The sequence below is a fragment of the Evansella tamaricis genome, from assembly GCF_019042215.1.
Taxonomy (GTDB): domain Bacteria; phylum Bacillota; class Bacilli; order Bacillales; family Salisediminibacteriaceae; genus Evansella; species Evansella tamaricis.
In genome coordinates this window covers 1-26,602 of sequence record NZ_JAHQCS010000111.1, presented here as the reverse complement: position 1 = coordinate 26,602, position 26,602 = coordinate 1, and the positions used below count along the sequence as shown (strand labels likewise).

The window sequence follows — 26,602 nt, the reverse complement described above, 5'->3', positions numbered from 1 at the left end:
ACCAGGTTCAAAAACCTTAGGTTCAATCCGTGAGCATAAGCGAGAATGAAGGATCCTGAACTAGATGTAAATGAACCAGGTTCCGTTGAACCAGGATCAAAAACCCCAGGTTCAATCCGTGAGCATAAGGGAGAATGAAGGAGCCTGAAGTAGGGGTAAATGAACCAGGTTCCGTTGAACCAGGATCAAAAACCCCAGGTTCAATCCGTGAGCATAAGGGAGAATGGGAGAGCCTGAACCAGGTGTAAATGAACCAGGTTCCGTTGAACCAGGTTCAAAATCCCCAGGTTCAATCCGTGAGCATAAGGGAGAATGGGAGAGCCTGAACCAGGGGTAAATGAACCAGGTTCCGTTGAACCAGGTTAAAAAACCTTAGGTTCAATCCGTGAGCATAAGGGAGAATGGGAGAGCCTGAACCAGTGGTAAATGAACCAGGTTCCGTTGAACCAGGATCAAAAACCTCAGGTTCAATCCGTGAGCATAAGCGAGAATGAAGGAGCCTGAAGGTGGGGTAAATGAACCAGGTTCGGTTGAACCAGGTTAAAAAACCCCAGGTTCAATCCGTGAGCATAAGTGAGAATGAAGGAGCTTGAACCAGGGGAAAATGAACCAGGTTCCGCCGAACCAGGATCAAAAACCACAGGTTCAATCCGTGAGCATGGTCGACATTCCTGCCAATGAAGAAGGAAAAATTGAGATAACTCCTGAAAATGACGGGGAATTATAAGCTTGTTATAAATGGAAAAGATTCTAAAGGCAGTTTTCGTGTCTCTTGGGATACTAAATAAACAAACTATTTTAGAAATAATAAACCAAATTATCTAGAGGGAATAAATTCGCCTAAATCCAGTTTTTATTTGGTATTAGGCGAATTTTTTATATTATTTTTTGGTTGAAATACTCTAAAGCTTGATTGACGTAGTGTAAATCGAAGATTTTTTTTTCGAGACAAAACTGAATAATGAGATCAGTTGTATCGCTACTCGATAACGAGTACCCTGCAACACTCAGCAAGTGTTCGCTTTGATCCAATGACAATTCCAGGGCTAACGCTAATGCGAATACTGTATTTTTTTTTGGCTGATACTCTGGATTTGTTCTGATCTTTGAAAAATGCTTTCGGTCTATACCAGCCTTTTTATAGATTTCTGGATCGGATAATCCTTTCTCATCTATATATTTAAATAGTATTTGGTTTAAAGAAGGCTGTTTCTTTTTCTTAATAAAATCTTCTAGATGACCAATTTGAAGATCCTCTGAGATGCTTTTTTCCATACTTTCAACTTTAGGTTGATGTAATGCAAATTGTATTACGCTTTGATGAAGTTCTATGTATTCTTTTAATTCTTTAAGTAATAGTTTATCCATTTTCAAAGATGACCTCCTTCCCCATGAAATGTCGCTTTAAAGGCGACCAATTGATCTCATAACTCCGTTACTATTATATCATCAACCAATGAGGAGGAAGTTAAAGATGAATAAGGATATTACAGAAATTATATTTTTACTTGACAGAAGTGGTTCAATGGAAGGATTAGAGGGGGATACGATTGGGGGATTTAATTCTTTTATAAAGAGACAATGCGAACTAGACGGAGAAACAAATCTAACCGCCATTTTGTTTGACGATGAGTATGAAGTGTTATGGAATGGGGTTGATGCAAAAACGGTGAAATTAACACAGGAAGAATATTATGTAAGAGGTTGTACAGCACTTTTGGACTCTGTCGGGAAAACGATATTGGATGTAGGATACCGACTTTCACATACGTTGGAAAATCGAAAGCCTGGAAAAGTAATTTTTGTTATTACGACAGATGGTATGGAAAATGCTAGTCGCGAATTTACTTACGAGAAAGTAAAGGAATTGATTAAACATCAGCAGGAAAAGTATAATTGGGAATTTATCTTCATGGGTGCAAATATTGATACAGTGAAAGAGGCAACAAGCTTAGGGATCTCAGAAGATAGTGCCTTTAAATTTGAGGCATCATCAAAAGGAATGGAATGTATGTATAATATGGTTTACGAAACAGTTGCGGAGAAACGAAGGAAGTAACTTCTTGGCTAATATTAAAAAGGAATTTCAAAAAAAAATAAAAAATGCGAGGGGAAGGTAAATGATCTTTCCCCTCGTTTTGTTTTTAGTTCTTCATTAACTAATTAGCCTGAGAATAAATCTGTTCTGAAAATTGAAATGTATTTAGTAGATTATCCAACTCCTGGCTGCATTGAATTGTTTGTTGAGATGTAAGTCCGTACATTTTTGACAGGAGTAACATTTCATTCCGCTTCTGTTCAATCATTTCTATACAAACATTCATGTACGTCACCTCCAATGAAAGTATATAACGCTATTATGCTATGAATTCCTCATTTATTATATTTAAGTTGTGTCTAATTTTTGAAGTTTTTTTTGCTAATTATTAGATATTTTTTTGCCCGATTCTGTAATATCTTTTAGTTGAACAAAAAAACACGTCATTAATAGAAATAATGATGCTATAGCAGTTTTAAATTCTAAAGCATTTCATTATAATGGTTTTAATGCTTTCGTTTCATCCACATGTATAAAGGCATCGTACCGTTCAGAGATACGGCTTGGAACATAATTTCCACGGTGTTCATATTTCGGGTGATAAACGACACCAATTGCCCGGTGGCCGATGATATCACGAAAAAGATGACGATTCTCTTTATTAAAAAGGATGTACTTGTTACTTGCGCCTGCCTGATGAAGAACATTCTCCCATGTTCCTTCAGGTGCTTTTGGAACAGTCATGACCTCAGCATGGCTTCCCCATTTATCTGCTGCAATCACTGTTCCGTGATGTGTTCCCAACCCAACAGAAAATATGTTTTCGAGCCCATACTGCTCCCTTGTTAACTGACCCACATTGACCATCCCTTCGCTGGCCATGTCAGTTGCCCGGGCATCTCCAATATGGGTGTTGTGTTCCCAAATGATCCCCTTTGCTTCGGGACCATAAAACTTACCAATGTGATGAAGGACCTCGGCCATATGGCGATCTCTAATATTCCAAGATTCACTGTCACTTGTCACCATTGTGTGGTAAAAGTTCTCTGCATTACTTGTAGCGATAGCATTTATTCTAAGACTCAGAGATGATTCTAGATCATCTTCATAGACTGCATGGTTCTTATGGATGCTTTTTAGCAGATCCTGTACCTCATCCATACAATCTTCTCCATAAAATGCAGCTGAGATGGCATACTTATCAGCTGTTCGATGATACGGTTCAAAGCACTCCATAGCTTTTTTAGCTTTGTCCATATAAGGGGATTTAATTTTTCCCAAGTAATGAAGGATAGCATCCATGGATTCCCATAGACTATAGACGTCCAAACCATAAAAGCCAACTGATTTTCGGCCTTTAGATGCATTATAAGAAGCAAGCCACTCTACTAAATCACTCATTTCTTGATTTGCCCACATCCACGTTGGCCAGCGGTTAAAGGATCTTTTTAATATATCTTTTGTAGTAATCTTTGTCTCTGTATTGAACCCTTTTATGTAACGATTTATTTCAAAGCATGCAGGCCAATCACCTTCCACTGCTACAAAGGAAAACCCATGCTCTTGAATAAGTTTTTTTGTTATTTCTCTTCGAATCGTGTAAAACTCCGAAGTACCATGACTAGCTTCACCAAGGAGAACATACTTTGCGTTCTTCATTTCTTTAATAAGGGGGAATAGTTCTTCTGTATTTCCAAAAGTTGTGGAATGCTTTTTTATATCGTCGATTACTTTTTCCGTCTTTGTTATCATTATTTTCACCTCTTTTTTTCGTTAGTATGTCCAATTAGGAAGGAATTGACCATTGGTATTTCCAAGGCAAGCGCATGTTGTGACAAAAAAACGTGTAATATGAGGTATTTCTTAGTTAAAGGAGGTAATTAGAAAGTTGGCGTAGAATTTAACAGGGAATATGGAGGGGAATACATTGATAACGAACGATAAAGGTTTAATTTATCTTGATAAACAAACAATGAGTGCAATTTTTAATTGTGTGTATGGGGTAAGCGAAAATCTAAAACCTGAAACAAAGAAGCTACTTCAGGATAAACAATTCCATGATTTCATAGATGTGCTACTTGCTCTGCAAGAATTTAATTATCGATACCGGTTCGCACAAACTGCTGAATTGCTTCCTTTGTTTGAGCGTTCATTAGGGCCGATGGAACGAAATTCAGAGGGTACGACGTTATGGCTTGCACTCGGTCTAGCTCTAAAGGATTGGTACGGATTACGAAGGGAAACATTGAGTAGTTTACTGGATTTAATAGGAAGTGAATTGAGAATCTAAATTGTTAAAAAAACGGTTGTTGTCTAGGTGATGATTTGAACTTTCAAACTGGGGGAATTAATGTGTGGAAGCGTATGCCTTTTGAACGTCCAACGACGCATTATGATAAGAGGGTCGCTTTAATTGATGAAAAGATATGTGCATTAATTGGAGAAAGGAAATTGATATCTGAAAATGATCCGGGATATCCAGAACTGGAAAATATAGCAAGGTGGTCAACTAAATATGGGTTGTGTGAGGAAATGGTTCAGGTGTTTTTTGAAACTCTTCGAACGGAAGATAGTTTCAGACCTGTGGTAGAACCAGTTGATTTTAAGAGGTATGTCAAGGTTCTTCAGTCAAAAGAAATGGAAGAAACTTTTTATTCTGTGCCGTTCATCCGCCAATACTCCAATGCGAGTATGGTTACACTCAATGTTGATTGGCCTCCATCGTATGATTATAGTTTGAATGACCCTACAGAACATAACCATTTCTTCCAGTTGGAAATAAAAGGGGATTCTAAACAAAAATATGAGTGTCGCGGTATGGGAGGGGGAGGAACTTCCAGCCGTTCTTCTTATGACTTTATAATTTCACCAGCATTGCCTGATGATCTTTCTGGTTTGGTCTTTATTTTTAAAGACTACAATGGTCCGAATGAAGAAGAGTTAACTGGTCTGCAATTGGAGTTTAAGATGGCATCAAAGTAATTTTTGCTGTTGGGTTGGGTGAAATGGGTATCCTACATAAAACACCCTCAAGCACCCAATCCATTAAAAACAAGTAAGAGAAATTTCTAACATATTTAGTCTGTTACAATATCCATTCCCACGACACAAATAATTTCACCAGATTCATCTATAATTGCTTTTGAAAGGGTTACACAAGGTTTTTTTGTAATGGCAGAGATGTATGGTGTGGATACAAACAATTCAAATTCCATTGCTTTTTTCCACCAATCCCGTTGTCTGGCGTTAAACAGACCTGCTTCTGGCTTGGAAAAAATGAAGGAACCGTCCGTACGATTTGACCAGATCGCTTCCATTTTATTTGTTTTGCTTAGATAATCGCCAAGGACTTCTTTATGTTTTTTTACATCAGTTGTTTTTAGGTCTGAGCGTTCCGTAATCTCCATGAGTGTCTCTTTTACTTCGTTTAAGTATTTGTTGTTAATGGTTGTTTCTCGTCCTAAATCTAAATTCTTGATAGATTGTGCCAGAGAGTAAGATGTCTTTTGCAGACCTTCACTGACATTCTGTAGATGATGAACCTGGTTGTTTTGTGTTTCCATCTCTGCTACTGTTTTCTCCACATAATTTAAAGTTTCTTCTACACTGCTAACAACCTTTTCAATTTTCGATATCGTCTCCGATGTCATGTTTGATTGTTTTTTACTGTCAGTTTCTGTCCGAAGAACATACTCATTTACTTTTACTATTTTTTTGTAAATTCGATCAATTCTTCCGTTAATTCTACTTACCTCATTTATGCCTTTAGCAACTGCCTGTTTTTCTACTTCCACGGAGGCAACAACATCCTCTACTCCTTGTTCAATGGCAGATAAGATTTCCGAAGATTTTTCCACTGCTGAATTACTTTCATCTGCTAACTTTTTTATTTCTGTGGCCACAACAGAAAACCCACGGCCGTGAACACCAGCTCTCGCTGCTTCGATAGATGCATTTAACGATAGGAGAGAGGTTTGGGTTACAATCTTTTTAATTAACTGATTTATCTCGTCAATTTTTGCTGTTTGTGATGCTAACTCCTTGATTCGATGCTCCATGGTCTGGTTATATGTACTTAGTTCTTGCATAACCTGATTGGTTGTGCCTAGTGACTTCCGTACATCTGTAACAAGTACCTTGGATTCATTACTTTCTTTACTCATCATCTCAGCAAATTCTTTAATTTGATTTGCAGTGGCAGAAACATGCTGAAGAGAAGAAAAAGTTTCCTGGATTTGTGCCATGGACTGATAACTGTTATCCTTAAGAATTTTCCCCTCACTGGAAGAATGATCGGCTATCTCTTTTAACCTGTCCATAGCTAAGTTAACTTCTTCTACTGCTGCAATCATTTGGTCAGATACTACTTGAGATTCATTAATAAAATGTATAAAATGATGATCTACTTCAAAATGCTCCTCATTTTTCCTGTTTTTCTTAATAAATTGTATTAATAGATTAGTCAAAATAACCATCTCCCAGATACGTGTTATATTTTATTACACTATCATATTAATGGAAAAAATAAATTAATTTGATAAATAATCTCACAAGAAACTAGTAGAATTTTGTAGATAATAGTAACTTATTAAGTGCTTAAAATGTACCTGATAATGATGTTAGTGTAATTTTCTACCTTCAGATTAAATTAATTAACAGACTCATTTCATTTTTCCAACAAAAACATATTAAATGATATACTAATAGTAACTACGATTTAAATTGTTGCAGTGATGGGAGAGATGATGGTTTTGTTCATGGATAATGACTTAATGACTATTGAGAAGGAACTAACTAAAGCAGAAGAATTGGTCAAAGTGAATAATTTTGACAATTGCCTGCAAGTGATCGTAACCATATACGGACTATCAATTAGTTATTTGTATAAAACTTATTTAGGAAGACTTCAGGAACCGGAAGTTTTAATTGATTATTTACGGGACAATAAGATTAAAATTTATTCGTGCACGTTTGGAAAATATATTATGTTTCTCCGAAAAACGAAATTTATTGATGAAGTTTACGAGATCCTTAACCCGGATCAGAAATATAAAAAAAACACACTCCTTGATAATTTAAGTGAGATCACAACTGCCAGAAACCAAGTTGTCCATCCTGAATCGAATGGTCATCAATCGGCACCAAAAATTGATCGGCAATTTGTGAGAGTGCATTTAGAGTTACTGAAGTTGTTTTTACATGATTTTCGCTTGATTAAAAAAAATGACTTTAAAGTGGTATCTAAATTTGAAACATTTAATTTTCAGAAGATTGTTGGGGAAGTGCAGTTATATGAATCTCTTAACGAAGTATTAAATAATGAAGACATTGATTTATTAGATGTTACTTATTTATCTGAAAAAATTCCACAGAAAACAAATAAGAAACCGATCTTAATGTATTGGAGTAAGGTAAACGAACTTATTAAAGCGGAAAAACTTACACTCCGTCGAGTGATTAATTTTGACAGCAGTGATGATAAAAACATGAAGCTGCTTTGGTTCTTATTTAATTTGTTCCCTAAATATAAAGGCTATTTGAATCAGAAGGCATTTTTTAGTGTATTTAGGACATCAAATACGATTACGGACTCTAAACCTCATCAATCTATTAATCTCATTAACTTAATTATTATGTATAATAGTAAAAATCCGGATATCGGTCATGCCTGGATTTTTGGTTCCCATCCAAAGATACATAGTAGTAATCAGGAATATTTACATTTGTATGGAACAAATTTATCTATCTTGCGAAAAATATATAATGATTTTTTTAACTCCGGAACAATAATCACAGAAGAAACGATTAAACAAACCTTGTTAGAACGGAATAGTAATCTGACTGGGGATAACATTCGGGAATATATAGAACGCATCTCGAAACTGTTCCCACTCGTGGGTATTCCAGAAGAAGATACGGATGAAATCGTAAAGGTCTATGAGTCGATTATGAAGGAGACTTCCGAGGAGGAAAATATTGAATTTGATTGGTAGGGTGGAACGATGACATCACTAGAGAAGAAAACGAGCAGCAATTTTTTTATGGATACGAACTACGACACGAAGTCTTTATCACAATATTCCATTGGAAAAAGGATCATTGCTATCTTAGAAAGCGATTTTGCTGACCAAAAAAAAGAAAAACAACAACGAGCAACTTCTCTGCTGGATATCGGTTGTGGACCTGGAAATTTAACAAATGAAATTTGGAAAACATTACGCGAATACAATGTGACTATAACTGGTATGGACATGGATGCCAATGCCTTAAAGAGAGCAGCATTAAAGTATCCAAATGTCCGTTTCGAACAAAGTAATATTTATGCCCCAACGCTTCAAGGGAAATTTGATTATATTTTTTCCAATGAAGTATTACATTGGATGCCAAAAGTGCCAGATGTTTTTGAAAAACAGGAACATGTACTCTATTACTTTTTTGATGAACAACACCAGAAGGATTATCGGTCATGGGGGTTGGGAAATTACCGGTCATCTTGGATGAATATCCGAAACTTTCTCTCCTTTGGTGGAAAGGCATTTCTTCAATTTGGCCTTGACGGGCAGTTAAAAGAAACATACCAATTGATGAATCACTTAATCAAGAGTGAATTCCCTGCACACTGTTCAAACATTATTTACCCTCTATTTTATCCTACGATGGAAGAGGTAGTGGAGATGGGAGAAGAATTAGGTTTCCGAATTCTTCATCAGCAACTGATTAAAGAGGATTTAGTCGAGCGTACAGATGAGGAAATCTATCATTTTATATATGGATTTTCCTCTAACTACTTAAATGCAAAACTAGGAAAAGAAAACGGAAATAAACTTTTTCACGTCTTAAAAAACACTCTTACAAATATGAATGTGGAAAAAATAAGGTCGGATGCCTGGTATCATGGATTTTTTGTCCTAGAAAAAAACTAACTTTTTCAGATAGGAGGGGGAGTATGGTACGACTAAAATGGATTCATCATCTTCATGGATTTATATTTGTTTTGTTACTCCTCTCCGGTCTTTTTTTATACTTCCCGCAGACTCGAACCTGGTTTAATGAACAACAATTTCCCCTAGTACCCTTTCACATATGGATTTCCTTCTTATATGTTCTCGTGGTCTTCTTTAGTCTCAAGTCTGTTTTAAACCATCTTAAACGAAAACCATATATAAAATATTTTAATATTTGGCTTAATTTAATTTTTATTGCCATTTGGATTGTTTCTGGTATGATCATGTACTTTCAAATTCACTTCCCTGTGGAAATTAGAAACTTAGCTGTTTCTGTACATGGCTTAGTTACTTTTCTGATTTTACCTTGGGTAATTATCCATACAGTGGGGCATTTAATTGGTGTAAAACTCCCTTGGCCTAACTGGTGGAGGGGGAAGGATCCTGTTCCGCAAACTATCACAGAAAACAATTTAGAACGGAGAGATTTCATTAAATTTACTACAATAGGAATCTTGTTTTTATTTATTGGAGCAGGAGTGAAATGGTTTCAACCTATTTTGGACGTTGCAGAAACAGGCAATAAACGTAGGGGATACTTTCGAATATACAACGTGACTAGTGATTATCCAAAATATGAAAATGAGGAATGGAGTTTAACCATTGATGGTTTGGTGGATCAACCGACCATCTTAAAGATGGAGGAAATGGAATCATTGCCATCCTTAACAATCATTGATGATTTCCACTGTGTAACAGGTTGGAGTGTCTTAAATGTTGAAATGAAAGGCATTCTTGTGAAAGATATTTTTGATGCTTACGGAATTACTCCGAATAGTTCTTATGTAACCGCATACTCTGGAGATAATGTATACTTTGATACTTTCACTTTATCACAACTCCTTGACGAAGGGGCGATGCTAGTTTTTCAGTTTGACGGAGAAAAATTAGTCCATTCACAGGGCTATCCGTGCCGTCTATATCATCCTTTAATGTATGGGTATAAATCGGTTAAATGGATTGACCGATTGGAGCTTACAAAGAATCGGGGGAGGGGATATTGGCAAATGAGAGGCGGTTATGATTTAGATGGGTATTTATAGACCAGTCAAAAGGTGGTTGCTCCCTTTAGTTGCAGCATTATTCGGTTTAAGCATCGGATTCCATGCTTTTCCCAGTTCTATAGAATATCATTATAAAAATTGGATAACTGTATTAGACGAGAATTCTGAGTTTTCCTATCAAGTGAATGGAGCTTCTTTTTACAATGGGAATCCAGCTTTAGTAATGGAAGGGTATTGGTCCAAAACATTGTCCAATTATCGTATTTCATCACCTGACGGGAGAAATTCATTAACAGTTTTTTTAGAGGATGACCTGTTTTTTGTGGAAAGGAATGAAGAATGGAAACGTGGAAGCAAACCACATCAAGTCATTTCTGAAATGGAACCTTTAGATCATCCTTTTTCCTGGATGAAAGACATTCTTGAAGATGCTTCGAGTGTCCACTATGAGAAAGAGGGAGAGAAGGAAACTTACGAAGCCGTATTTGATCAGTTTCATCACCTTGAATTTATGGACTTTCTTCTCCTAGACCAAAATCAAAGCAACGTTATAATGGTCATTAACGATGGTTTTATTCAATCACTGCATCTTGATTTTTCACCGGTCCGTCATGGAGGAGTAGGGGATCTTGAAAGGTATCCGGATAGCTTAAGGTATGAACTTACTTTTTCCTTGATAGAAAAGGTGGAAATCCCTGAAGTACCTGAGGCAGCAAGAGATGGTGAAGGATTGGACTAAGAGGATCAGTTGGCACCTGAGGAGGAAACGGACTATAGTATCCTGCAAGTGCCATTTCTCCATTTACAGACAGAGGGTATTAATGAAATGTTCTTTAAACTTTTCTGCATTCACCTCTAAACAAACATCGATATTTGGACGATTACTGTTGGGCTCTTGATCCTCTACCGTTTTACCAATTAGATCATTACTTAAATCCACATAAATGGGCATGGATTTAGTCGTTAAAAATGATGGATCAATGACAGCTCCAACGGCTAATGGGTCATGCAGACCATAGCCTTCCAGTCCATTTTCGTTCATATAAAAGTCCATATAGAATTGGCAAATATCCCCTAAAAAATTCGTGAAAGGGGTATTCAATTCTGTCCATTTTTTCACGTCATCTTTTGTGAGTAATGTCTGAAGAGTGACATCTAACCCTACAAGTGTCAGGGGAACACCCGACTGAAATACAAAATCTGCAGCTTCAGGATCGGTATAAATATTCGCTTCTGCATGAGGTACTACATTTCCAGGAACAGTGACAGCACCACCCATCACAACGACCTTTTCTACTCTTTCAACTAGTGTCGGGTCTTTTTTTATTGCTAGTGCTAAATTCGTTAAGGCACCCACAGCAATTACGGTCAGTTCATTTGAAAATTCCAATGACTTCTCTATCATAAAGTCCACCGCATGAGTATGAATAGGTTTTGACATTGGAAGAGGCAAGTCCACATTTCCAAGTCCATTCTCCCCATGGACGTGGGTTGCTTTCCCTTTCAAATGACCCCGCGCCATTGGTTTTTCTTCCCCCATACTTACAGGTATTTCCGTTTTATTCATGATTTCCAATACTTGAAGGGTATTTCTTGTTGCTTCTTTAACGGATACATTACCAAAACTTGTTGTGATACCAACAACATCTAGTTTATGGGAATTTATAGCGTAGGCGATAGCTAAGGCATCATCAATTCCCGTATCCACATCTAAAATAACTTTTTTCATCAATTTGTTGCTCCTTTTTACATCAATTATGTTTAGGATACTGCTTGAACCATAATTTATCAATCTTTAAGCAACTTGATTTTTAATTTGGATTTCGTTCCATAAAACCATTGTAGAACTATCTTAATAGGCACAATTCCTTATACCAATATTTGTTAACTTATCGTACGATTGTTTTTATAGGAACATCGTTGAGACTTAAATAAGCAATAAGAAACGAAACTATTAAGACATTAAACAAGTGGACCGTTATTAATGTTGGAGGTTTTCAGATGAATGAAAAACAATTAATTAATAAAAATTATTATCAGACATTTTTACAAGGAAATGATAATCACACCCCGCTGCAAACGTTAGGTGATACTTTTTTCCAAGAACAGAAAAAAGAAGGGGCTGATTTATCCCTAATCCGGTTTGCACAGGGGGAATTGTACTTTCATAACAAAGATATGGAATCTGCCATCTATAAGTGGCAAACCGTTACCGTCGATAGCCCTTTAGAATCATGGGCGAAAAAAAATATTGGTGATGCCTATTATGAGTTAGGCTGGTTAAATGAGGCAGAGAAGACTTATAATTCCATTCATACGAAAAATGAAGTACTCCTTGTGGAAGTGGCACTACAGTTATTTTCACTATATAAAGATAAATATAATGTGGAGCAAGCTTATTTGCAAATTGATAAAGCAATTTCCCTTAACCCTGATTATCCGAAGGTCACAGAGATCGCAAGGGTATATTATGAGGACCAACAAGATTGGAAAAATGCAGTTATTTTGTCGATAAATGAAGCTACTCGTACGGAATCACTGCAATGGTATAACATTCTTAATGGTTATGTGATAAAGGGATATACGATTGAATTTGTTCCTGAATACTTTTTGGATGCACTTCACGTATTATCAAAACTGGAGCAGCGTTTTTTTTGCCAACTGACGAAATCCCTTTGGAACAGTTATAAAGGAAATGATTCTTTTTTGCCTTGGATAAAGGTGGTTAATCAGCTTTTTGCAAATGTGGAATGGAATGAACATGAGGATGGTAGTGTAGTCAACCAACAGAGGGAATGGAATGATATCACTCATCTCTTCTATGAAAGTTTTCTATTATTAATGAACGGTGATTATTTAATCAAAGATATAGAAATAGAAATGCCAAATCTATTAAGTAATTCTTTGAAGATAGCAAATAAAAATATATTTTTAGCCGCTGCTGCGATGGCATGGAATGAGTTTTTCCCTTCTTCGATAGAAAACACTACTTTGAAAATGGCAGAGAAAATTCTTTTTAATAATGAACCGTTCACTCAAAGCCACATGGAAACTGAAAAACTATATAAAACTCTGATGGAGTGGGCGGAAACGAATCAAATAGGATTGAATGACACAGAAGAAGTAAAGACCTCCTCAATGAAGACTACGGAATTATTATCTATCATCCAAAACACGTTATCTGAAATGTTAGAAAAACGGATTGGAATGGAAAACACATATAATAAGACCATTGATCAAACAAATGAGAGAATCGGGCGGCTAAAAGGATTAGTTAATACATTAAAAGATATGGAAATTGATCAGACTAAAGCAATTTTGAAATCTTATAGATTGGTGAAGGAAGAGACGCAGAAAGAATTGGAATTATCCATCCCCCGTCTACTGCAAAATTCGGCCGATAACGTTACAGCGGATAGTAATTATAAAGCCATTCATGATGAGCTTGACAAAAAAATGAATCAGAAGATTGAAGAACATCTTCATAAGGTAGCCTTTCCTTTGTTCAGGAAATCTTTGAAAACGTGGATTAAAACTTCTGAAGGGGAGTTGAAAGATACTCAAAAGTACTTAAACGATATGACTGATTCGCTGAATAAATTAGATAATGAAAATCAAATTACGTTAACCTGTGATTTTCAGATTCTCTCAGACTGGCATCGGGATTTAAATCGTTTGGTTCATAGAATGGCTTACGAAAAGGTTAATATTATGAATCGGTCTAAACCGTCTCATCTGTTATTAAAAAGTGCAGGGAAATTGTTTGGAAATATGAAGAAAAATAAACAAATACTTTCCAGTCAGTATAGAAAAATGGTGGAGAACGATTCCTACGAGGATATTACTGATGTGGTCCTGTCCAATTTTTTTCAGGAATATGATTTATTTGAAAAAGCAATTGTGTCAGATATTGCCCTGTTTTTCCAAAGTCCATTCAAACATTTGACTAAAATTATTAGTAATGAGGAACGGGAAATTCAATCAGTTAAAGACAAGTTGATAAGAATTAAGGAGAAACCTGAGCATTTTTATAATCCTATTAGGCTCTTTGAAGTTAGATTACTTCAATGCCAGATCTTGAAAAAAACGAATGAGAATTACACATATGTGAGTTCCGTTTCGGTGGATGGAAATAATATTACGGAATAAATTGACTAAGAGGCTGGGACATAACTAAAATGTTTATTTGATGATGCGAACAATTCACAACAATAGCGAAGTATATTTCCGTAGCTAATGATTGCTTGGATTTTTTCATTGATTAAAGCACTTTTGTCCCAGCCTCTCTATTTGTATATTCTTCTCTCCTTTTGGTCCTCAATTACCTAGTTTTTCCCTGTAATAGACGAAAGATGAACACAGCCAAGGCAATGATCAGCAAAAGGTGAATAAGGTTTCCAGCAATATTTAGTAGAACGCCTGCAAGCCATATTGCTAATATGATGGCTATGATTGCCCAAATAAATGACATAAATGACCCTCCTAAAGGTTAGCGAAAATCGGTAATATTATTTAGTAATTCATTATTCCCGAATGACTTACTTCCAAAACCGATGTAGTAATCCATTTGGCTTGTTTGTAAACTGAAAACAAGTATATTAGTTGATATAAAACACAAATCGAAAAAATAATGAATAATTATTACAAAAATTGATTGTTATCCAAACTAAACGAACGTCACTTTCGTCTAAGGTGTAGAGAGAGGTGATATTGAAATGTATGAATGGCAAGAAACAGAAGACAGTATGGAGATGATTCATGACAAGGAAGAACGTCTTGATCAACTAATGACATCTTATAGTCAGGGGATTCTTCAACTTGTATATACATATGTGAAAAACCATACGACCGCGGAAGACTTGACACAGGAAATTTTTATCAAATGTTACGAAAAAATGGACCAATATAAAGGAAGAGCATCCTTAAGAACATGGCTATATCGTGTGGCAATTAACCATTGTAAAGATTATTTACGGAGTTGGCATCATAGAAAAGTGACGATCCACGATAAGCTTTTTGAATATTTGCCTTCAAAAGATAAGCAGTTGGAATCTTTAATAGTAGAAAAATCTAGAGATGAAATTCTGTCGGAATCCGTCTTAAACTTACCAATAAAGTATCGTGAAATTATCTATCTTTATTACTTTGAAGAATTGACGTTAGATGAGATAAGTAAAACGACTTTGGTAAATTTGAACACCGTAAAAACAAGGTTGACAAGAGCGAAGGAATTACTGAAAAAGTCTCTAAAGGAGGTAATCAATGATGAGTGATCCATTAAAACAATTAAAAAATTCCATGAAGAAAACTGTTTTTAAAGACTTTTCCTTTTCAGAGGATCGAAGGAATGTTGTTAAAGAATCGATTCAAAGCAACCAATTACGTTCTGATTCAATACTCTATTGGGATGATAAAACTTTATATTCCATTTTATGTTCAATACGAACGGGACCGAAACATGGATATGAAATTTCTACCCTCTTATTTCAAAAGAATAACCACGTGTTTCAGCACAAAGAAGGTCAGTTATACGCCCTTTTGCACACCCTTGAAAACAAAGGAATCATAGCCTCAAGTTGGCATGAGGTCCATTCTGATACAAAAAAATATTATTCCTTAACAAAGAAGGGAAGAATATTCATCCGTGCAGTGGAGAAACAATCTTCTCGATTTATTTCCCTGAAGAAATTACTTCAGGAGGCAAGTATATGAAAAGAGATGATCAACAGACCCAGATATTCTGCAGTTATTTAGATCAAGTCATGGTGCAGATTAAATCAAAAGATGCTCATCAAATGATTGTGAAGGAACTGGAAGGGCACCTCAAGGAGTTAAGCACCTCTTATCAGCAAGGGGAAAGTATTTCCAAGGAGGATGCCGATCAAAAAGCAATTGCAGAGATGGGAAACCCTGTCGCGTTAGGTAAGCAATTAAATAAAGTACACCGTCCAAAGATGGATTGGGGGCTTTTAGGTTTATTTACGCTTATTGTTGCGGTTAGTTTTCTTCCACTATTCGGTATGTCTGAACGATGGAATTTATCTTTTTTTCTCCGGAATAAAATACTTTGGTATGCTATTGCATTGATCGTTCTCACGGCCTTTTTATTCTTTGATTACAGGAAACTGCTGAAGTATGGATGGTACATCTATGCTGGTGGAGCCATTTTGGTAGTCTTAATGGGAACTTATTCTCTACAACAAGCTAATGGCACCATTTTTGAGTTCCATTTAAGATTCATCCAGTTTGATTTATTATTGACATTACTGTTGTTTTATATTGGGTGGGCTTCTATATTAATTCGTGTGAATAGGATAAATACGATATCCTGGCAAAAACAAATACTGCTCTTCGGTCTCTTTTGGTTTCCAATCATTGGTTATCATTTGCATGGACAAACGATGTTGAGTCTGATTTACTTTATAACTATCTTAATGATGGTTGCTTTTTCAGAAATGGATAAAGGTCTTACTAAACGATTTATACTTACAAATATTCTTTTTGGAATTGCGGCGGTGGGTTTAATGCTTGGCTTTGGAGGATATCATACTCAACAAAGAATCCTTACGTTTTTTAATCAAAATAGTGACCCTGATGGATACGGATTTATATATACGATTTTTAAAGATATGTTTCTGGAAGCAGGTTGGTTCGGGAATGGATTAACGGTTGATATGGGAATTCTCCCAGAAGCACACACAGACTATGTATTTCCTAATCTGGTGTATTCATTAGGATGGTTGGCTGGAATTGCTATATGCATTCTATTACTTAGTTTCATCTTAAGAATTGTGAGTGGTGCATTTAAGACACACGATTTGTATGGTAGGATATTGGTTATTGGAGGGGCATCACTATTTACAGTTGCTATCGTCTGGAATATATTAATGGTTTTTGGTTTCTTGCCAATTATGGCTGTGAGTCTTCCATTTATCAGCTATGGGGGAAGCCAGACAATTTTTTATAGTGCTGTATTGGGATTAATTTTGAATATTTATCGGAGAAAAGATATAGTAGAACCAACCATTGTAAGGCATGCCGATAGAATAAAATAATCATTGGACTTAAATTAGGTCTGCTCTTTGTTAGTAATAATATACAAGAAGTTAAGGGGATTATCAGAAATGAGTTCAATACAATCTTTTATTAAATTTGTGGAGAGAAGTAAAACTGAAATAGGGGCAGTTGATTCAGAGAATATGGACTCCGTCCGAATGTTAATTCGAATGGCAATTGAAACCTACAATATGAAAACGAAAGTTGTTGAAGAAAAAGGAAATGAGTGCCAAAGGGTTGAAACTTTGTATTTGGCCTCCATTTCAGAAGAGAATATGCTAATGAGGATCGCGGAGTTAGCACTCGGTAGCAGTGACAACGCTAGAATGGAGATCGTTTTCAGTAGTAATGTGGTAAGAAGTTACTGATTCATTTAAGTGGAAACATGAGGTAAGGGGGATATTTCTTGTGGATAGTAATGTGAATGCCACATTTGAAAAACTCGATTCAAAAGATAAACAAACTGCCTACGAGGCATTATTAGAGATTCAGAAACTTATAGATAATGGAGTGGATTGGGCATACGACGTATGGGATCACCTGAAAGAGGATTTAACGAGCCGTGATAAAGCTTATTATAAATCACTTAATGCATCGGTTCATCAACTTTAAAGGGGAGAAGAATTACACATTAATCCGTTTTGATATAATACAAGGATTAAACAATTTATATGATGAGTTCGGTGAGGCGAAAATTATGGAACAAGCACCCGAATTGATAAACATGGAAGAGGATCTAAAATACCGTAAAAAATACCTTTCAGTTTGGAAATGATTATTACTAAGTAGAAGTGTTAAGATGTTGATCTTCATATAAGAAAACCTACTCAAGAAGATAGCATTACTCCTATCAACAATATAAAAAGAGTCGTTATCTCCATTTCCTTCATGAGAGAAACGACTCTTATGTTTTTCCTGATACGATCGATCTTTCTTATTTTTACCTTGTCTTGTTCGGAGATCTGCCAAAGCATATATCCCACGACTTAATTCTGGATTCCTCTTTCCTTCACGCACCAGCTTTTCCCTTAACTTTTTAGCACTTTGCTTTCTTTTTGCCATATGTTATCACTCCTATTTAAAAACTAGAGTAATATTATAACTCAAAAAGCAATTTTTGTCTTCATAGTAATTGATCAAAATACCAAGGGGCGCAAACTCCATCTAGAATCTTGGTGACCAAAGGCGTTTGCGCTTTTCTTGAAAGGTAAGAAAGTATAAGTTTTTGCACCTTCGGGCAAGTTGTCTAGCTCCAGCGCCTACTCGCTGCGGGGCACTTCGGAAGTGACAACCGAAGTCAAAGAGCGGACTTCTAGTTGTCATTCCTCCACTGCCCTACGCTCGTGACCAAAGGCGCTTGCGCTTTTCTTATGAATGTATTTGAAAAAAAGTAAGTCAAACTTCCATCGGTATAATTGACAATGGTTATCATTATCAATTATAGTTTAATAAGAATTAAACATTAGTATATGGGAGGGCACAAAATGCTAATACAGACAAGAACTATCATAGTTGAGAAGGGACATAGCGATAAAGTTATCGAAAAATTCACAAATCCTAGTCCAATCGACACCATGGAAGGACTTATTGATAAATCCGTTATGATTAACAGAAAAAAGCAAGATCACGAAGAAGTTATGGTAATGATTCGCTGGAGATCAATAGAGGATTGGAAAAATTGGGAGAAGAGTGATGCCCACATACAAGGACACCGTCAAAATAGAGGGAAAACACCACCAGAATATATATTCAGCACAAATGTTTCTATGTATGAAGTGAAAGATATGAAGAACGGAATTTCCGCAACCACAAACCAGTAATTTTACATTTATTGCTCTTATGTAAGAGAGACCATACCATTAAATGCGGTGCTATTGCCCCCTAAAAGTAAAATCTATACAAATGCTTTTGCGGGGAAGAACCGGTATGGCCTCTTTCTTATATAAGTATTTGTCATCCTATTTTTTAAAGTAAAGTAAAAAATATCTATAAAATTAATCGGTGAGTATCATTACATATTTGCTAAGTTATAGATCGATCTGGCATATATGGCCGTGGCTTTTAACAAATCATCCACTTCAATATATTCATCTTTTTGATGGGCAGTCATCTCTTTTCCAGGGAACACAGCTCCAAATGCGACACAATTTGGGAGCAGACTTGCATAGGTATTTCCGCCACTGGATAATAAACTCGCTTTTTGGTTTGTTTCACCTTCGTAAGCTTCTTGCAACGCTTGAATCATTGGCAACTCTTTATCCACGTGATGCGGATTTTTATTTTTTATTTCTCCTATCGAAAAATCGAAAATTTTTATAGCATCTGTAAGTTTAGTTTCGATGTTTTCAAATGTAGCTGTTACAGGATACCTAATATTTATGTGAACATAGCAATCTGAAGATGATTCACTATTATATTGGAAAATCGCAGGGTTCACAGTTAATGGACCAGTAATATCATCGGAATGGGCAATAGCTAATTTTTCACCAAAATGATCTTCCCAAAAAAGCCCATTAATAAATGTGCAGTATTTACGTGCCGGTTGGTTTGTGGAAAGGGTAAGAAGAAACCTGGCTAATGATACTGCGGCGTTAACCCCTTTGAAAGGTTCCATACTATGGGATGAAACCCCTTTTACTGTTAATTTCCACTTTTCTTGTCCTATTTCTTGGAACTCTCCAGTTACTCGATTTTGTTGTATATAATTAGTAAATTTCCCTTTCAAATCCGTGCCTTTTCCAGTCAATACAGCTGTCGCTGTTTCCGGAACCATATTCGGCCTTGATCCGGCATTAAAGGAAAGTAAGGTGAAGTCTTGTGTGGTAAATTCACTTTCCTGTGATGTCTTTTTCAATACACACTTCACATTTATTTGACCCTTTTCAGCATTAATGATCGGAAACATGGCATCAGGTGCAAAACCGGCAGTTGGTGGAGATTCCACTTCACGATATTTTCGCAGGCAACTCATTCCACTTTCCTCATCGGTCCCAAAAATAATTCGGACTTTTCGCTTAAGGGGAACTTCAAGTTCTTTCAATAGTTTGATTGCATAGAATACGGACATGGTCGGACCTTTGTCATCAATCACCCCACGGGCAAATAATTTTCCGTCACGTATAGTTGGTTCAAATGGGGGAGAGGTCCACGATCCTGTGGCTGGAACAACATCCAGATGCGTGAGGACCGCAACATATTCTTCACTTGCTTGTGGACCAATTTCTCCATAACCATAAAATCCTTCGTGGTTTTTTGTACGAAAACCTTGTTGAGAAGACAATTTCAGCATAAAGTCGAGCGTTTTTGCAATAGCGTGTCCCATGGGTTTGCCTTCATCACGTGTTTCTGAATCCTTCGTACTTTCCATTTTTAACAGGTCAGTTAAATCCTTTAGTAAATCTTCTTTACGTTTAAGTACTTCCTCATTCCAGTTCATGTTGTACAGCACCTTTCCATTAATGGGTTCAATATATTCTATTTCTTTCGTCATGCTAAATAATTTCATTATACCAAATGAAAGAAAAATGGAAAGGGAGTAGGGGGGTTGGTTAAGAGGGCAGTAATGATGGTGTTATAATGTATATGATATTCTTGTTTATCAAACCCTTATCAAATGAAAGATTATCTTGTAACTTATGGATATAACATCACAATTATCTTGTTTGTTCCATGTAGGTTGTGTGACCAGCACAATGGGAAATGATGTTTCAATTCAGAGTGATAAGGGGAATTTATAGGGGTAATGACTCTAATGCGCAGGTGATGATGTTATGTTTGAAATAATTAGAAATAGTTTAAAAGATTTTCGGTTTTCCTATAAGAAATATCTATCTTTTGCACTTATTTATATGTTGTTGACCAGCTTTTTGTTTGTACCTATTATTTCATTTCTCTTTAATCGGATGCTTTTAATCATCGGAAGCGGATCTTTATTAAACGCAGATGTATACAGGATTGGATTGAGTCCAGAAGGGTTAGTGGGGATGCTTGTAATTAGCCTTTTGGCTGTAGTAATCTTATTCATTGAATTTGGTGTTATGATAGTGATTGCGCAAAAACAATTTTTCAATAAAAACATTCTAGTTTCTGAAGCACTTATAACGACACTAAGAAGCCTGCCAAAGTTACTTGGGTTCGGTATATTTCAATTAATCATTCTGTCGTTTTTAATGGTTCCTTTTATGGATTTAACTGGTTTACCCGCACTTTTTGATATTAACTTTACTATTTTTATTACCGACCAATATTACGGTGCCTCTTACCTCTTATTATTCATTTATATTTTGGTATTTCTAGCAGCTATTTTTGTCCTTCTAAGACTTATCTTTACGCTTCACTTTATTTTTATTGAGGGGAATACCATTTGGCAAGGGATGAAATCAAGCTGGAGGATGGCTAAATCAAATAAACTTAAAATCATTTTTAACATCATTTTGTTAAATATAATACTTTTCCTTACTGGATTTTTGTTCGTAACGGTCCTTTCTTATATACCGGTATTCACAGAGGCATTCTTCCTCGGTGACGTAATAAAGAGTTATTTGCTCACTTTTTCCAGTTATATGATGATTATTTTCTCGTTATTATTAATACCTGTTAACACCATTATTATTACGAGATTATTTTTTCGCTTTAAGAAAAATCAAGGGGACATCTTGGAAGACAACGTGAAAATCTATGGTAGTAAGAATATAACTGCATTTGAAAACAGAGTCACTCGATTTTTTACAAAAAGGAAATACACACTAGTCGCAGTAGTCCTCATTTATATTACAAGTATGTTCTTAATCAATTTCACTGTAAATGATAATATTGTTTACTTAAAATGGAATGTGCAGGTTGCCGCCCACCGTGGTGATCTTCATAGTGCTCCAGAAAACTCATTAAGCAGTATCCGTGCTGCCATCGATAAAAGGGTAGACGTTGTGGAAATTGATGTCATGCTTACTAAAGATGGAGTAGTTGTGTTAAATCACGATAGTGACTTGCAACGTGTCGCAGGCGTCCCTAGAGATATAATCGATATGACATATGAAGAAACTCAGGAAGTTGATATAGGTAGACTCTTTTCCGATGAATTTATTGGTGAGAGGATACCTACTTTAGATGAAGCTTTAGTGGAGATGAAGGAGGAGAATGTGAAAGTTCTCGTTGACATTAAAGTGGAAGACACCTCTAGAAATAGGGAATTCGCAGAAAAAATCGTCGATCTAATTGAATATCATGATATGGTTGAAGTTTCGTATGTTCAAGCTTTTAATAATCAGATTCTGCAAGAAGTCCGGGAATTGAATGATGACATTAAACTGGGGCAAATCTTGTATATTGCGGCTGGCAATTTAAGTGGTCTGGATGTGGATTTTTATACTATTCGTCAAACCATGCTCTCCGACCGGTTCATTGAAAATGCCAAGAGACAAAATCGGGAAGTTTGGGTGTGGACCGTTAATCGTGAGCGCCATATCAGGGAAGTGCTTAAATATGACATTGACGGAATTATTACTGATTATCCAGAAAGAGTGCAATCAATGCTTGGCATTGAATTTGCCACTGATACAAATGAATAAGTTAACGTATTGGGTTTGGGGAAATAGAGAAGAGTGTGTTGTATGAAGCAAAAAATAAAAGCTCCATGAAATTTTCACCATGGAGCCGTTTCTTTATGAATTTTTAATACTAGTTAAGAAGAATATGTTGCATATCTTTTCTCTGATAGTTCTTTTGAGTAATCTTGTCGCGATTCTTTTCGTTCCTTCCCAAGTTTACCTTCTGTTCCAATCCCAACCTTTCCAACGATATACTTTCCGTATTTCCATTTATTCAGGATTGAAGTAGATGCAACTGACAGAGCAATACTTGCAGCAAATAAAACAACTATATACCAGACGCCCATATTCACTGGATATTGTTGGTACACAAAATCAATCGCTAAAATAAAAAAATAATGTAGGAGGTATATACCGAAGGAATATCTACTGATTCCAACAAGAAAATCAGGCACCTTCTTCAACTGTGTTGCAATATAGAATAGGAAAAAGCAGATAACTGTCATATGCAGAATCATATCCATTCGCTTTGAACTGTGAACGGTTATCCATTCCAAATGATACAAGAAAAGCAAGATCAGACTGGATACAAGAGGGGAGAACAAGACTGCTTTCCTGTACTTTTTGATCAGCGCAACAAAGTTGTGATAATAGTGGCCGCAATAAAAACCAAGTGTAAAATAAAACAGCCATCCTAAGAAAGGTACCCAATAAAAACGTTCCCAAATATAAGCCCCGAATAAGATGTCTCCAGGTGATGTGAAGTTAAAAACAGCTAAGTAAGCAACATTTATCAATAAACTGACCGAAAGGACAATTTTCGGATTCCATTCCTTCAGCTTTTGGTGAAATAATACGTGGAGTAAATAAAACTGAAAGATAATTAAAATGAAATAACCATGATAATCACCGATGAAAATATTCATTAATACCTTGGTACTCCAAAATTCAACAGAAGTAAGGATATAAGGTAATGAATAAAAAATACCCATAATGATAAACGGAAGAAACAGGAACTTCAACCTTTTTTTCAAGAAGTTCGAAGGTAAATTCTTATTGTTGTAAGAATAGGCAATAAGAAATTCTGAGATAAATATGAACATTGGGGTGCCGAAATACAGCAGCATGTTTAAGGAATCTAAAACCCGTTCAACGGTATAAGAGGTGTACCCTGCAGGTATCGCACTGAGGCCAATCGCAATGGCATGCACAGCAACTACAGCCAGACAAGCAATACTCCTTAGTATGAATACTTCATTAACCATCGTCTTTTTCATTGTTACTCCCACCAATAATTTATTTTAAATCAGTTAAATACAATGACAATGAGATACAATTCATCCAAATCCGTATCCATGTATAGCTGCCCACTTAACTTAAATGTTCTCGTACAAGGGGGCTATCCGTGCTTGAGCTATCCATGTTAAGCCTAACAACAATCAAACAATAAAAAAACAAAGACTTATCATATTTTAACGTCTATGTTTATTGTAAAAAAAACTTGTGAGAGAACTTTAAGCAAATTGTTAAAAAACTATTAAATCATATTAAAAAGCTATTGCATCTTAGGCAATAGCTTTTTAATATGATTTTTATACTACGTTTGTACAAGTACACACGAAAACATAACAAACGTTAGTTCAACGGAAAGGTCAGTGTGAAAGTAGTACCCACACCAAGCTGACTTTCAACTTCAATAGTTCCATGATGTAAGACAACAAGTTCTTTGACAATGGCAAGACCTAATCCGGTACCACGACTTCCTTTTTTACTTCGGACACGATCCACCTTAAAAAAGCGGTCCCAAATACGTTCTAAATCATGGGAAGGGATACCAATACCGGTATCCTTTACAGTAACAATTAACTCATCCTCTTGATCCACAATACTAACTGTTATAGTTCCATTTTCGGTAAATTTATTTGCATTATGGAGGAGATTGATGAAAATCTGTTCAATTCGAACGGAATCTCCCATAATTTGAGGCAAATTTGCGGGAAATTGAAGATCTATAGAGTTTCCCTTTTCAATAATGATTGGTTCAAGATTAATAGACACTTTTTTTATAACGTCTTCCACATTTAAATAGTAAAGATCAAGACTTACTTCCCTTTTTTCAAGCTTTATTAAATCCATAAGATCGTTGACCAAATGATTTAAATACTCCGTTTCTCGATGCATAATTTTATAATATTTTTGCTTTGATTCGTGATCTTTTACTAAACCATCTTGCAATGCTTCCAAGTAACCTTTCATTGCTGTCAGGGGAGTTCTTAACTCATGGGAAATGTTTGCGATGAAATCAGTACGCCTTTCTTCCAGTAAATCCCGTTCTTGTTCAATTTTATTAATTTTTTCCGCCATTCGATTAAAGGAATTTAAAAGTTCACTAATTTCGTCTGGAACTGATTCGTGATATTCTACACGCTTACTGTAATTTCCAAGAGCGATTTCATTTGCTGCATCTTCCACCTTTTTTAATGGCTTGGACATGGACCATGATAAATAAGACACAAATATACTGACAATGACTAAACCACCTAAAATGGCCCAAAGGACGATTTCCCGAATATTTCTAACCGTTGTGTTAACTCCGGAAATGGGGGAGTGGAGGATAATACCACCGAAGATTTCTTCATTCATTCCCCATGGTACTATAACAGATAGCATGGGCCTTTCCTGTCCTTCGATATTCATGACTTGAATCCGGTTCTTCCCTTCTAAAATATCTTCGATGACATCGTCACTCATGATCTCTCCTAGAAATAATTCCTGTTCAGAGGAAGTGGCAACGATCTGACCAGAAAGGTCAATGATCCATATCGTCGAACCAGAGAATTCACCAAGTTGTTCAATCGTTCGTGTAATACTATCTGTCACTATTTCACTGTGATGGATAATAGCATTAATACTTCCTGCCTGCTGAAGTAAATCTTGTTTCTTTTGATCAGTTAGATAATTACTTGTAGAAAATGAGATAACTATTCCAATAGCCGCAAAACCTAATGTGAAAATAAATAAATAACTAATAAGCAGTCGGCGAAATAAACTTTGATTTAACCATTTCATTCTGTAGAAACTCACTCCTCTTCTTTCATAAGGAATTGGTAACCTACACCCCAAACAGTATGTATACAATGAATATTGTGTTTGGCGAACTCATCTCGAATTCGTTTAATATGAACATCCACCGTTCTAACTTCTCCAATGAAATCGAATCCCCATACTTTTTCTAACAATTGATCCCTCGTAAGAACGGCATTGGAATGACGAATGAGGTACAGGAGCAGATCAAATTCTTTTGGTCGAAAAAAAAGGCGTGTTTTATTGACAAGTACTTCACGCTTTTTTACAGAAATTGAAAAAGATTTGAAATTATAATCTTCCTGATTTTCCTCAGAAGACGTGTTTTCCATTGTTGGCAACCGACGAAAAATGGCTTTCATTCTTGCCATGACTTCTCGTGGACTAAAGGGTTTTGTTACATAATCATCTGCACCGATTTCCAAACCGAGAATCCGGTCAAATTCTTCGTCTTTCGCAGTTAACATAATAATCGGAATCGTTGATTTTTTACGAATTTCTTTACACACTTCAAAACCATCCATATCAGGCATCATAATATCTAATAGAATAATATCTGGATTTTCGGAATCAAATAACGAAATGGCTTGTTGACCATTATTGGCCTCGACCACGTCATGTTGATTTTCCTTTAAATATAGGCTAAGGATTTCACATACATTCGGATCATCGTCCGCGATTAATACCTTTAATTGTTTCACTGACAAACCCCCTTGCAGTAATTACCTTTATTGTAACGTAAAAGGATAGGGGAAAATAGTATTTCCACTCTATAAATAAGAAAAGCGTAATCGCCTAAGCTCACGAGCGTAGGGCAGTGGAGGAATGACAATTAGAAGTCCGCTCTTTGACTTCGATTGTCACTTCCGA

Annotated in this window: 27 protein-coding genes; 16 read left to right on the top strand and 11 right to left on the bottom strand. The window is 36.0% G+C overall.

Features of this window, described 5'->3' with window-relative positions; translation table 11 throughout:
* Nucleotides 1-589 precede the first annotated feature (589 nt).
* Complete coding sequence (locus KS419_RS13960; RefSeq protein WP_217067006.1) at nt 590-727, top strand: hypothetical protein; 138 nt, start codon at nt 590-592, stop codon at nt 725-727.
* Nucleotides 728-876: 149 nt separating this feature from the next.
* Here the strand turns inward: KS419_RS13960 and KS419_RS13955 are convergent, their stop codons facing one another.
* A complete protein-coding gene (locus KS419_RS13955) occupies nt 877-1,368 on the bottom strand; it encodes a hypothetical protein (protein WP_217067008.1) in 492 nt (163 codons plus the stop codon).
* A gap of 106 nt (nt 1,369-1,474) precedes the next feature.
* Between KS419_RS13955 and KS419_RS13950 the strand changes: the two genes are divergently transcribed.
* Nucleotides 1,475-2,059, top strand: coding sequence for a vWA domain-containing protein (locus KS419_RS13950; RefSeq protein ID WP_217067005.1), 585 nt, complete (start codon nt 1,475-1,477; stop codon nt 2,057-2,059).
* A 100-nt stretch (nt 2,060-2,159) separates the two neighbouring features.
* Here the strand turns inward: KS419_RS13950 and KS419_RS13945 are convergent, their stop codons facing one another.
* Together KS419_RS13945 and KS419_RS13940 are read right to left on the bottom strand one after the other, a co-directional pair.
* Entirely contained in the window at nt 2,160-2,324 is a 165-nt protein-coding gene (locus KS419_RS13945; RefSeq protein WP_217067004.1) for an aspartyl-phosphate phosphatase Spo0E family protein, read from the bottom strand.
* Between the two features lie 209 nt (nt 2,325-2,533).
* Nucleotides 2,534-3,790, bottom strand: coding sequence for an erythromycin esterase family protein (locus KS419_RS13940; RefSeq protein WP_246594094.1), 1,257 nt, complete (start codon nt 3,788-3,790; stop codon nt 2,534-2,536).
* 175 nt (nt 3,791-3,965) lie between these two features.
* Between KS419_RS13940 and KS419_RS13935 the strand changes: the two genes are divergently transcribed.
* Both KS419_RS13935 and KS419_RS13930 read left to right on the top strand, forming a co-directional pair.
* Nucleotides 3,966-4,328, top strand: coding sequence for a hypothetical protein (locus KS419_RS13935; protein ID WP_217067003.1), 363 nt, complete (start codon nt 3,966-3,968; stop codon nt 4,326-4,328).
* A gap of 62 nt (nt 4,329-4,390) precedes the next feature.
* Nucleotides 4,391-5,020: a hypothetical protein gene (locus tag KS419_RS13930; protein ID WP_217067002.1), complete on the top strand. Its 630-nt coding sequence runs from the start codon at nt 4,391-4,393 to the stop codon at nt 5,018-5,020.
* Nucleotides 5,021-5,115: 95 nt separating this feature from the next.
* Here KS419_RS13930 and KS419_RS13925 read toward each other — a convergent pair whose 3' ends face one another.
* Nucleotides 5,116-6,504, bottom strand: coding sequence for a methyl-accepting chemotaxis protein (locus KS419_RS13925; RefSeq protein ID WP_217067001.1), 1,389 nt, complete (start codon nt 6,502-6,504; stop codon nt 5,116-5,118).
* A 291-nt stretch (nt 6,505-6,795) separates the two neighbouring features.
* On the opposite strand from KS419_RS13925, the gene KS419_RS13920 reads away from it, so the two are divergent.
* The 4 genes from KS419_RS13920 to KS419_RS13905 are packed head-to-tail and all read left to right on the top strand — an operon-like array spanning nt 6,796 to nt 10,785.
* Nucleotides 6,796-8,031 (top strand): hypothetical protein, encoded by a 1,236-nt coding sequence (locus KS419_RS13920; protein ID WP_217067000.1) that lies wholly within the window; start codon nt 6,796-6,798, stop codon nt 8,029-8,031.
* Between the two features lie 9 nt (nt 8,032-8,040).
* A complete protein-coding gene (locus tag KS419_RS13915) occupies nt 8,041-8,961 on the top strand; it encodes a class I SAM-dependent methyltransferase (protein ID WP_217066999.1) in 921 nt (306 codons plus the stop codon).
* Between the two features lie 23 nt (nt 8,962-8,984).
* On the top strand, nt 8,985-10,085 hold the full coding sequence (locus KS419_RS13910) for a molybdopterin-dependent oxidoreductase (RefSeq protein ID WP_217066998.1): 1,101 nt from the start codon (nt 8,985-8,987) through the stop codon (nt 10,083-10,085).
* Nucleotides 10,072-10,785: a hypothetical protein gene (locus tag KS419_RS13905; RefSeq protein ID WP_217066997.1), complete on the top strand. Its 714-nt coding sequence runs from the start codon at nt 10,072-10,074 to the stop codon at nt 10,783-10,785. Before KS419_RS13910 ends, KS419_RS13905 begins: the two co-directional genes overlap by 14 nt.
* Before the next feature lie 63 nt (nt 10,786-10,848).
* On the opposite strand, the gene KS419_RS13900 is transcribed toward KS419_RS13905, so the two are convergent.
* Complete coding sequence (locus tag KS419_RS13900; RefSeq protein ID WP_217066996.1) at nt 10,849-11,775, bottom strand: nucleoside hydrolase; 927 nt, start codon at nt 11,773-11,775, stop codon at nt 10,849-10,851.
* A gap of 272 nt (nt 11,776-12,047) precedes the next feature.
* On the opposite strand from KS419_RS13900, the gene KS419_RS13895 reads away from it, so the two are divergent.
* Nucleotides 12,048-14,195, top strand: a complete 2,148-nt coding sequence (locus KS419_RS13895; protein ID WP_217066995.1) for a tetratricopeptide repeat protein — start codon at nt 12,048-12,050, stop codon at nt 14,193-14,195.
* A gap of 172 nt (nt 14,196-14,367) precedes the next feature.
* Here the strand turns inward: KS419_RS13895 and KS419_RS13890 are convergent, their stop codons facing one another.
* Nucleotides 14,368-14,517: a lmo0937 family membrane protein gene (locus tag KS419_RS13890; RefSeq protein ID WP_217066994.1), complete on the bottom strand. Its 150-nt coding sequence runs from the start codon at nt 14,515-14,517 to the stop codon at nt 14,368-14,370.
* 244 nt (nt 14,518-14,761) lie between these two features.
* Between KS419_RS13890 and KS419_RS13885 the strand changes: the two genes are divergently transcribed.
* From KS419_RS13885 to KS419_RS24975, 5 genes are all read left to right on the top strand, one after another.
* Nucleotides 14,762-15,319 (top strand): sigma-70 family RNA polymerase sigma factor, encoded by a 558-nt coding sequence (locus KS419_RS13885; RefSeq protein WP_217066993.1) that lies wholly within the window; start codon nt 14,762-14,764, stop codon nt 15,317-15,319.
* Nucleotides 15,312-15,758 carry a PadR family transcriptional regulator gene (locus KS419_RS13880; protein ID WP_217066992.1) on the top strand — a complete coding sequence of 149 codons (447 nt, stop codon included), beginning with the start codon at nt 15,312-15,314 and terminating at the stop codon, nt 15,756-15,758. Before KS419_RS13885 ends, KS419_RS13880 begins: the two co-directional genes overlap by 8 nt.
* Complete coding sequence (locus KS419_RS13875; RefSeq protein WP_217066991.1) at nt 15,755-17,101, top strand: FtsW/RodA/SpoVE family cell cycle protein; 1,347 nt, start codon at nt 15,755-15,757, stop codon at nt 17,099-17,101. The genes KS419_RS13880 and KS419_RS13875 overlap by 4 nt, the downstream gene beginning before the upstream one ends.
* A 69-nt stretch (nt 17,102-17,170) precedes the next feature.
* Nucleotides 17,171-17,470 carry a DUF6407 family protein gene (locus KS419_RS13870; protein ID WP_217066990.1) on the top strand — a complete coding sequence of 100 codons (300 nt, stop codon included), beginning with the start codon at nt 17,171-17,173 and terminating at the stop codon, nt 17,468-17,470.
* 40 nt (nt 17,471-17,510) lie between these two features.
* Nucleotides 17,511-17,714, top strand: coding sequence for a hypothetical protein (locus KS419_RS24975; protein ID WP_246594092.1), 204 nt, complete (start codon nt 17,511-17,513; stop codon nt 17,712-17,714).
* Nucleotides 17,715-17,726: 12 nt separating this feature from the next.
* Here KS419_RS24975 and KS419_RS24970 read toward each other — a convergent pair whose 3' ends face one another.
* Complete coding sequence (locus KS419_RS24970; RefSeq protein WP_246594090.1) at nt 17,727-18,164, bottom strand: hypothetical protein; 438 nt, start codon at nt 18,162-18,164, stop codon at nt 17,727-17,729.
* 422 nt (nt 18,165-18,586) lie between these two features.
* Here KS419_RS24970 and KS419_RS13860 point away from each other — a divergent pair, with 422 nt between their 5' ends.
* Nucleotides 18,587-18,922: an antibiotic biosynthesis monooxygenase gene (locus tag KS419_RS13860; RefSeq protein WP_217066989.1), complete on the top strand. Its 336-nt coding sequence runs from the start codon at nt 18,587-18,589 to the stop codon at nt 18,920-18,922.
* Between the two features lie 191 nt (nt 18,923-19,113).
* Here KS419_RS13860 and pepV read toward each other — a convergent pair whose 3' ends face one another.
* Nucleotides 19,114-20,538 carry a dipeptidase PepV gene (gene pepV / locus KS419_RS13855; protein ID WP_217066988.1) on the bottom strand — a complete coding sequence of 475 codons (1,425 nt, stop codon included), beginning with the start codon at nt 20,536-20,538 and terminating at the stop codon, nt 19,114-19,116.
* 334 nt (nt 20,539-20,872) lie between these two features.
* On the opposite strand from pepV, the gene KS419_RS13850 reads away from it, so the two are divergent.
* Nucleotides 20,873-22,669 carry a glycerophosphodiester phosphodiesterase family protein gene (locus KS419_RS13850; RefSeq protein ID WP_217066987.1) on the top strand — a complete coding sequence of 599 codons (1,797 nt, stop codon included), beginning with the start codon at nt 20,873-20,875 and terminating at the stop codon, nt 22,667-22,669.
* Nucleotides 22,670-22,782: 113 nt separating this feature from the next.
* Here KS419_RS13850 and KS419_RS13845 read toward each other — a convergent pair whose 3' ends face one another.
* The 3 genes from KS419_RS13845 to KS419_RS13835 all read right to left on the bottom strand — a co-directional run bounded on the left by KS419_RS13845 (nt 22,783) and on the right by KS419_RS13835 (nt 26,433).
* Complete coding sequence (locus KS419_RS13845) at nt 22,783-23,925, bottom strand: acyltransferase family protein (protein ID WP_217066986.1); 1,143 nt, start codon at nt 23,923-23,925, stop codon at nt 22,783-22,785.
* Between the two features lie 358 nt (nt 23,926-24,283).
* Nucleotides 24,284-25,717: a sensor histidine kinase gene (locus KS419_RS13840; protein ID WP_217066985.1), complete on the bottom strand. Its 1,434-nt coding sequence runs from the start codon at nt 25,715-25,717 to the stop codon at nt 24,284-24,286.
* Between the two features lie 11 nt (nt 25,718-25,728).
* Nucleotides 25,729-26,433, bottom strand: a complete 705-nt coding sequence (locus KS419_RS13835) for a response regulator transcription factor (protein WP_217066984.1) — start codon at nt 26,431-26,433, stop codon at nt 25,729-25,731.
* Nucleotides 26,434-26,602: the final 169 nt, after the last annotated feature.

Excerpts from the sequence above, each read along its gene's own strand:
- KS419_RS13850 (WP_217066987.1), top strand. The coding sequence starts at position 20,873 with ATGTTTGAAATAATTAGAAATAGTTTAAAAGATTTTCGGTTTTCCTAT.
- pepV (WP_217066988.1), bottom strand. The coding sequence starts at position 20,538 with ATGAACTGGAATGAGGAAGTACTTAAACGTAAAGAAGATTTACTAAAG.
- KS419_RS13885 (WP_217066993.1), top strand. The coding sequence starts at position 14,762 with ATGTATGAATGGCAAGAAACAGAAGACAGTATGGAGATGATTCATGAC.
- KS419_RS13915 (WP_217066999.1), top strand. The coding sequence starts at position 8,041 with ATGACATCACTAGAGAAGAAAACGAGCAGCAATTTTTTTATGGATACG.
- KS419_RS13845 (WP_217066986.1), bottom strand. The coding sequence starts at position 23,925 with ATGAAAAAGACGATGGTTAATGAAGTATTCATACTAAGGAGTATTGCT.
- KS419_RS13895 (WP_217066995.1), top strand. The coding sequence starts at position 12,048 with ATGAATGAAAAACAATTAATTAATAAAAATTATTATCAGACATTTTTA.
- KS419_RS13910 (WP_217066998.1), top strand. The coding sequence starts at position 8,985 with ATGGTACGACTAAAATGGATTCATCATCTTCATGGATTTATATTTGTT.
- KS419_RS13860 (WP_217066989.1), top strand. The coding sequence starts at position 18,587 with ATGCTAATACAGACAAGAACTATCATAGTTGAGAAGGGACATAGCGAT.
- KS419_RS13870 (WP_217066990.1), top strand. The coding sequence starts at position 17,171 with ATGAGTTCAATACAATCTTTTATTAAATTTGTGGAGAGAAGTAAAACT.
- KS419_RS13900 (WP_217066996.1), bottom strand. The coding sequence starts at position 11,775 with ATGAAAAAAGTTATTTTAGATGTGGATACGGGAATTGATGATGCCTTA.
- KS419_RS13940 (WP_246594094.1), bottom strand. The coding sequence starts at position 3,790 with ATGATAACAAAGACGGAAAAAGTAATCGACGATATAAAAAAGCATTCC.
- KS419_RS13920 (WP_217067000.1), top strand. The coding sequence starts at position 6,796 with ATGGATAATGACTTAATGACTATTGAGAAGGAACTAACTAAAGCAGAA.
- KS419_RS13905 (WP_217066997.1), top strand. The coding sequence starts at position 10,072 with ATGGGTATTTATAGACCAGTCAAAAGGTGGTTGCTCCCTTTAGTTGCA.
- KS419_RS13945 (WP_217067004.1), bottom strand. The coding sequence starts at position 2,324 with ATGAATGTTTGTATAGAAATGATTGAACAGAAGCGGAATGAAATGTTA.
- KS419_RS13955 (WP_217067008.1), bottom strand. The coding sequence starts at position 1,368 with ATGGATAAACTATTACTTAAAGAATTAAAAGAATACATAGAACTTCAT.
- KS419_RS13890 (WP_217066994.1), bottom strand. The coding sequence starts at position 14,517 with ATGTCATTTATTTGGGCAATCATAGCCATCATATTAGCAATATGGCTT.
- KS419_RS13880 (WP_217066992.1), top strand. The coding sequence starts at position 15,312 with ATGAGTGATCCATTAAAACAATTAAAAAATTCCATGAAGAAAACTGTT.
- KS419_RS13840 (WP_217066985.1), bottom strand. The coding sequence starts at position 25,717 with ATGAAATGGTTAAATCAAAGTTTATTTCGCCGACTGCTTATTAGTTAT.
- KS419_RS13950 (WP_217067005.1), top strand. The coding sequence starts at position 1,475 with ATGAATAAGGATATTACAGAAATTATATTTTTACTTGACAGAAGTGGT.
- KS419_RS24970 (WP_246594090.1), bottom strand. The coding sequence starts at position 18,164 with ATGGCAAAAAGAAAGCAAAGTGCTAAAAAGTTAAGGGAAAAGCTGGTG.
- KS419_RS13875 (WP_217066991.1), top strand. The coding sequence starts at position 15,755 with ATGAAAAGAGATGATCAACAGACCCAGATATTCTGCAGTTATTTAGAT.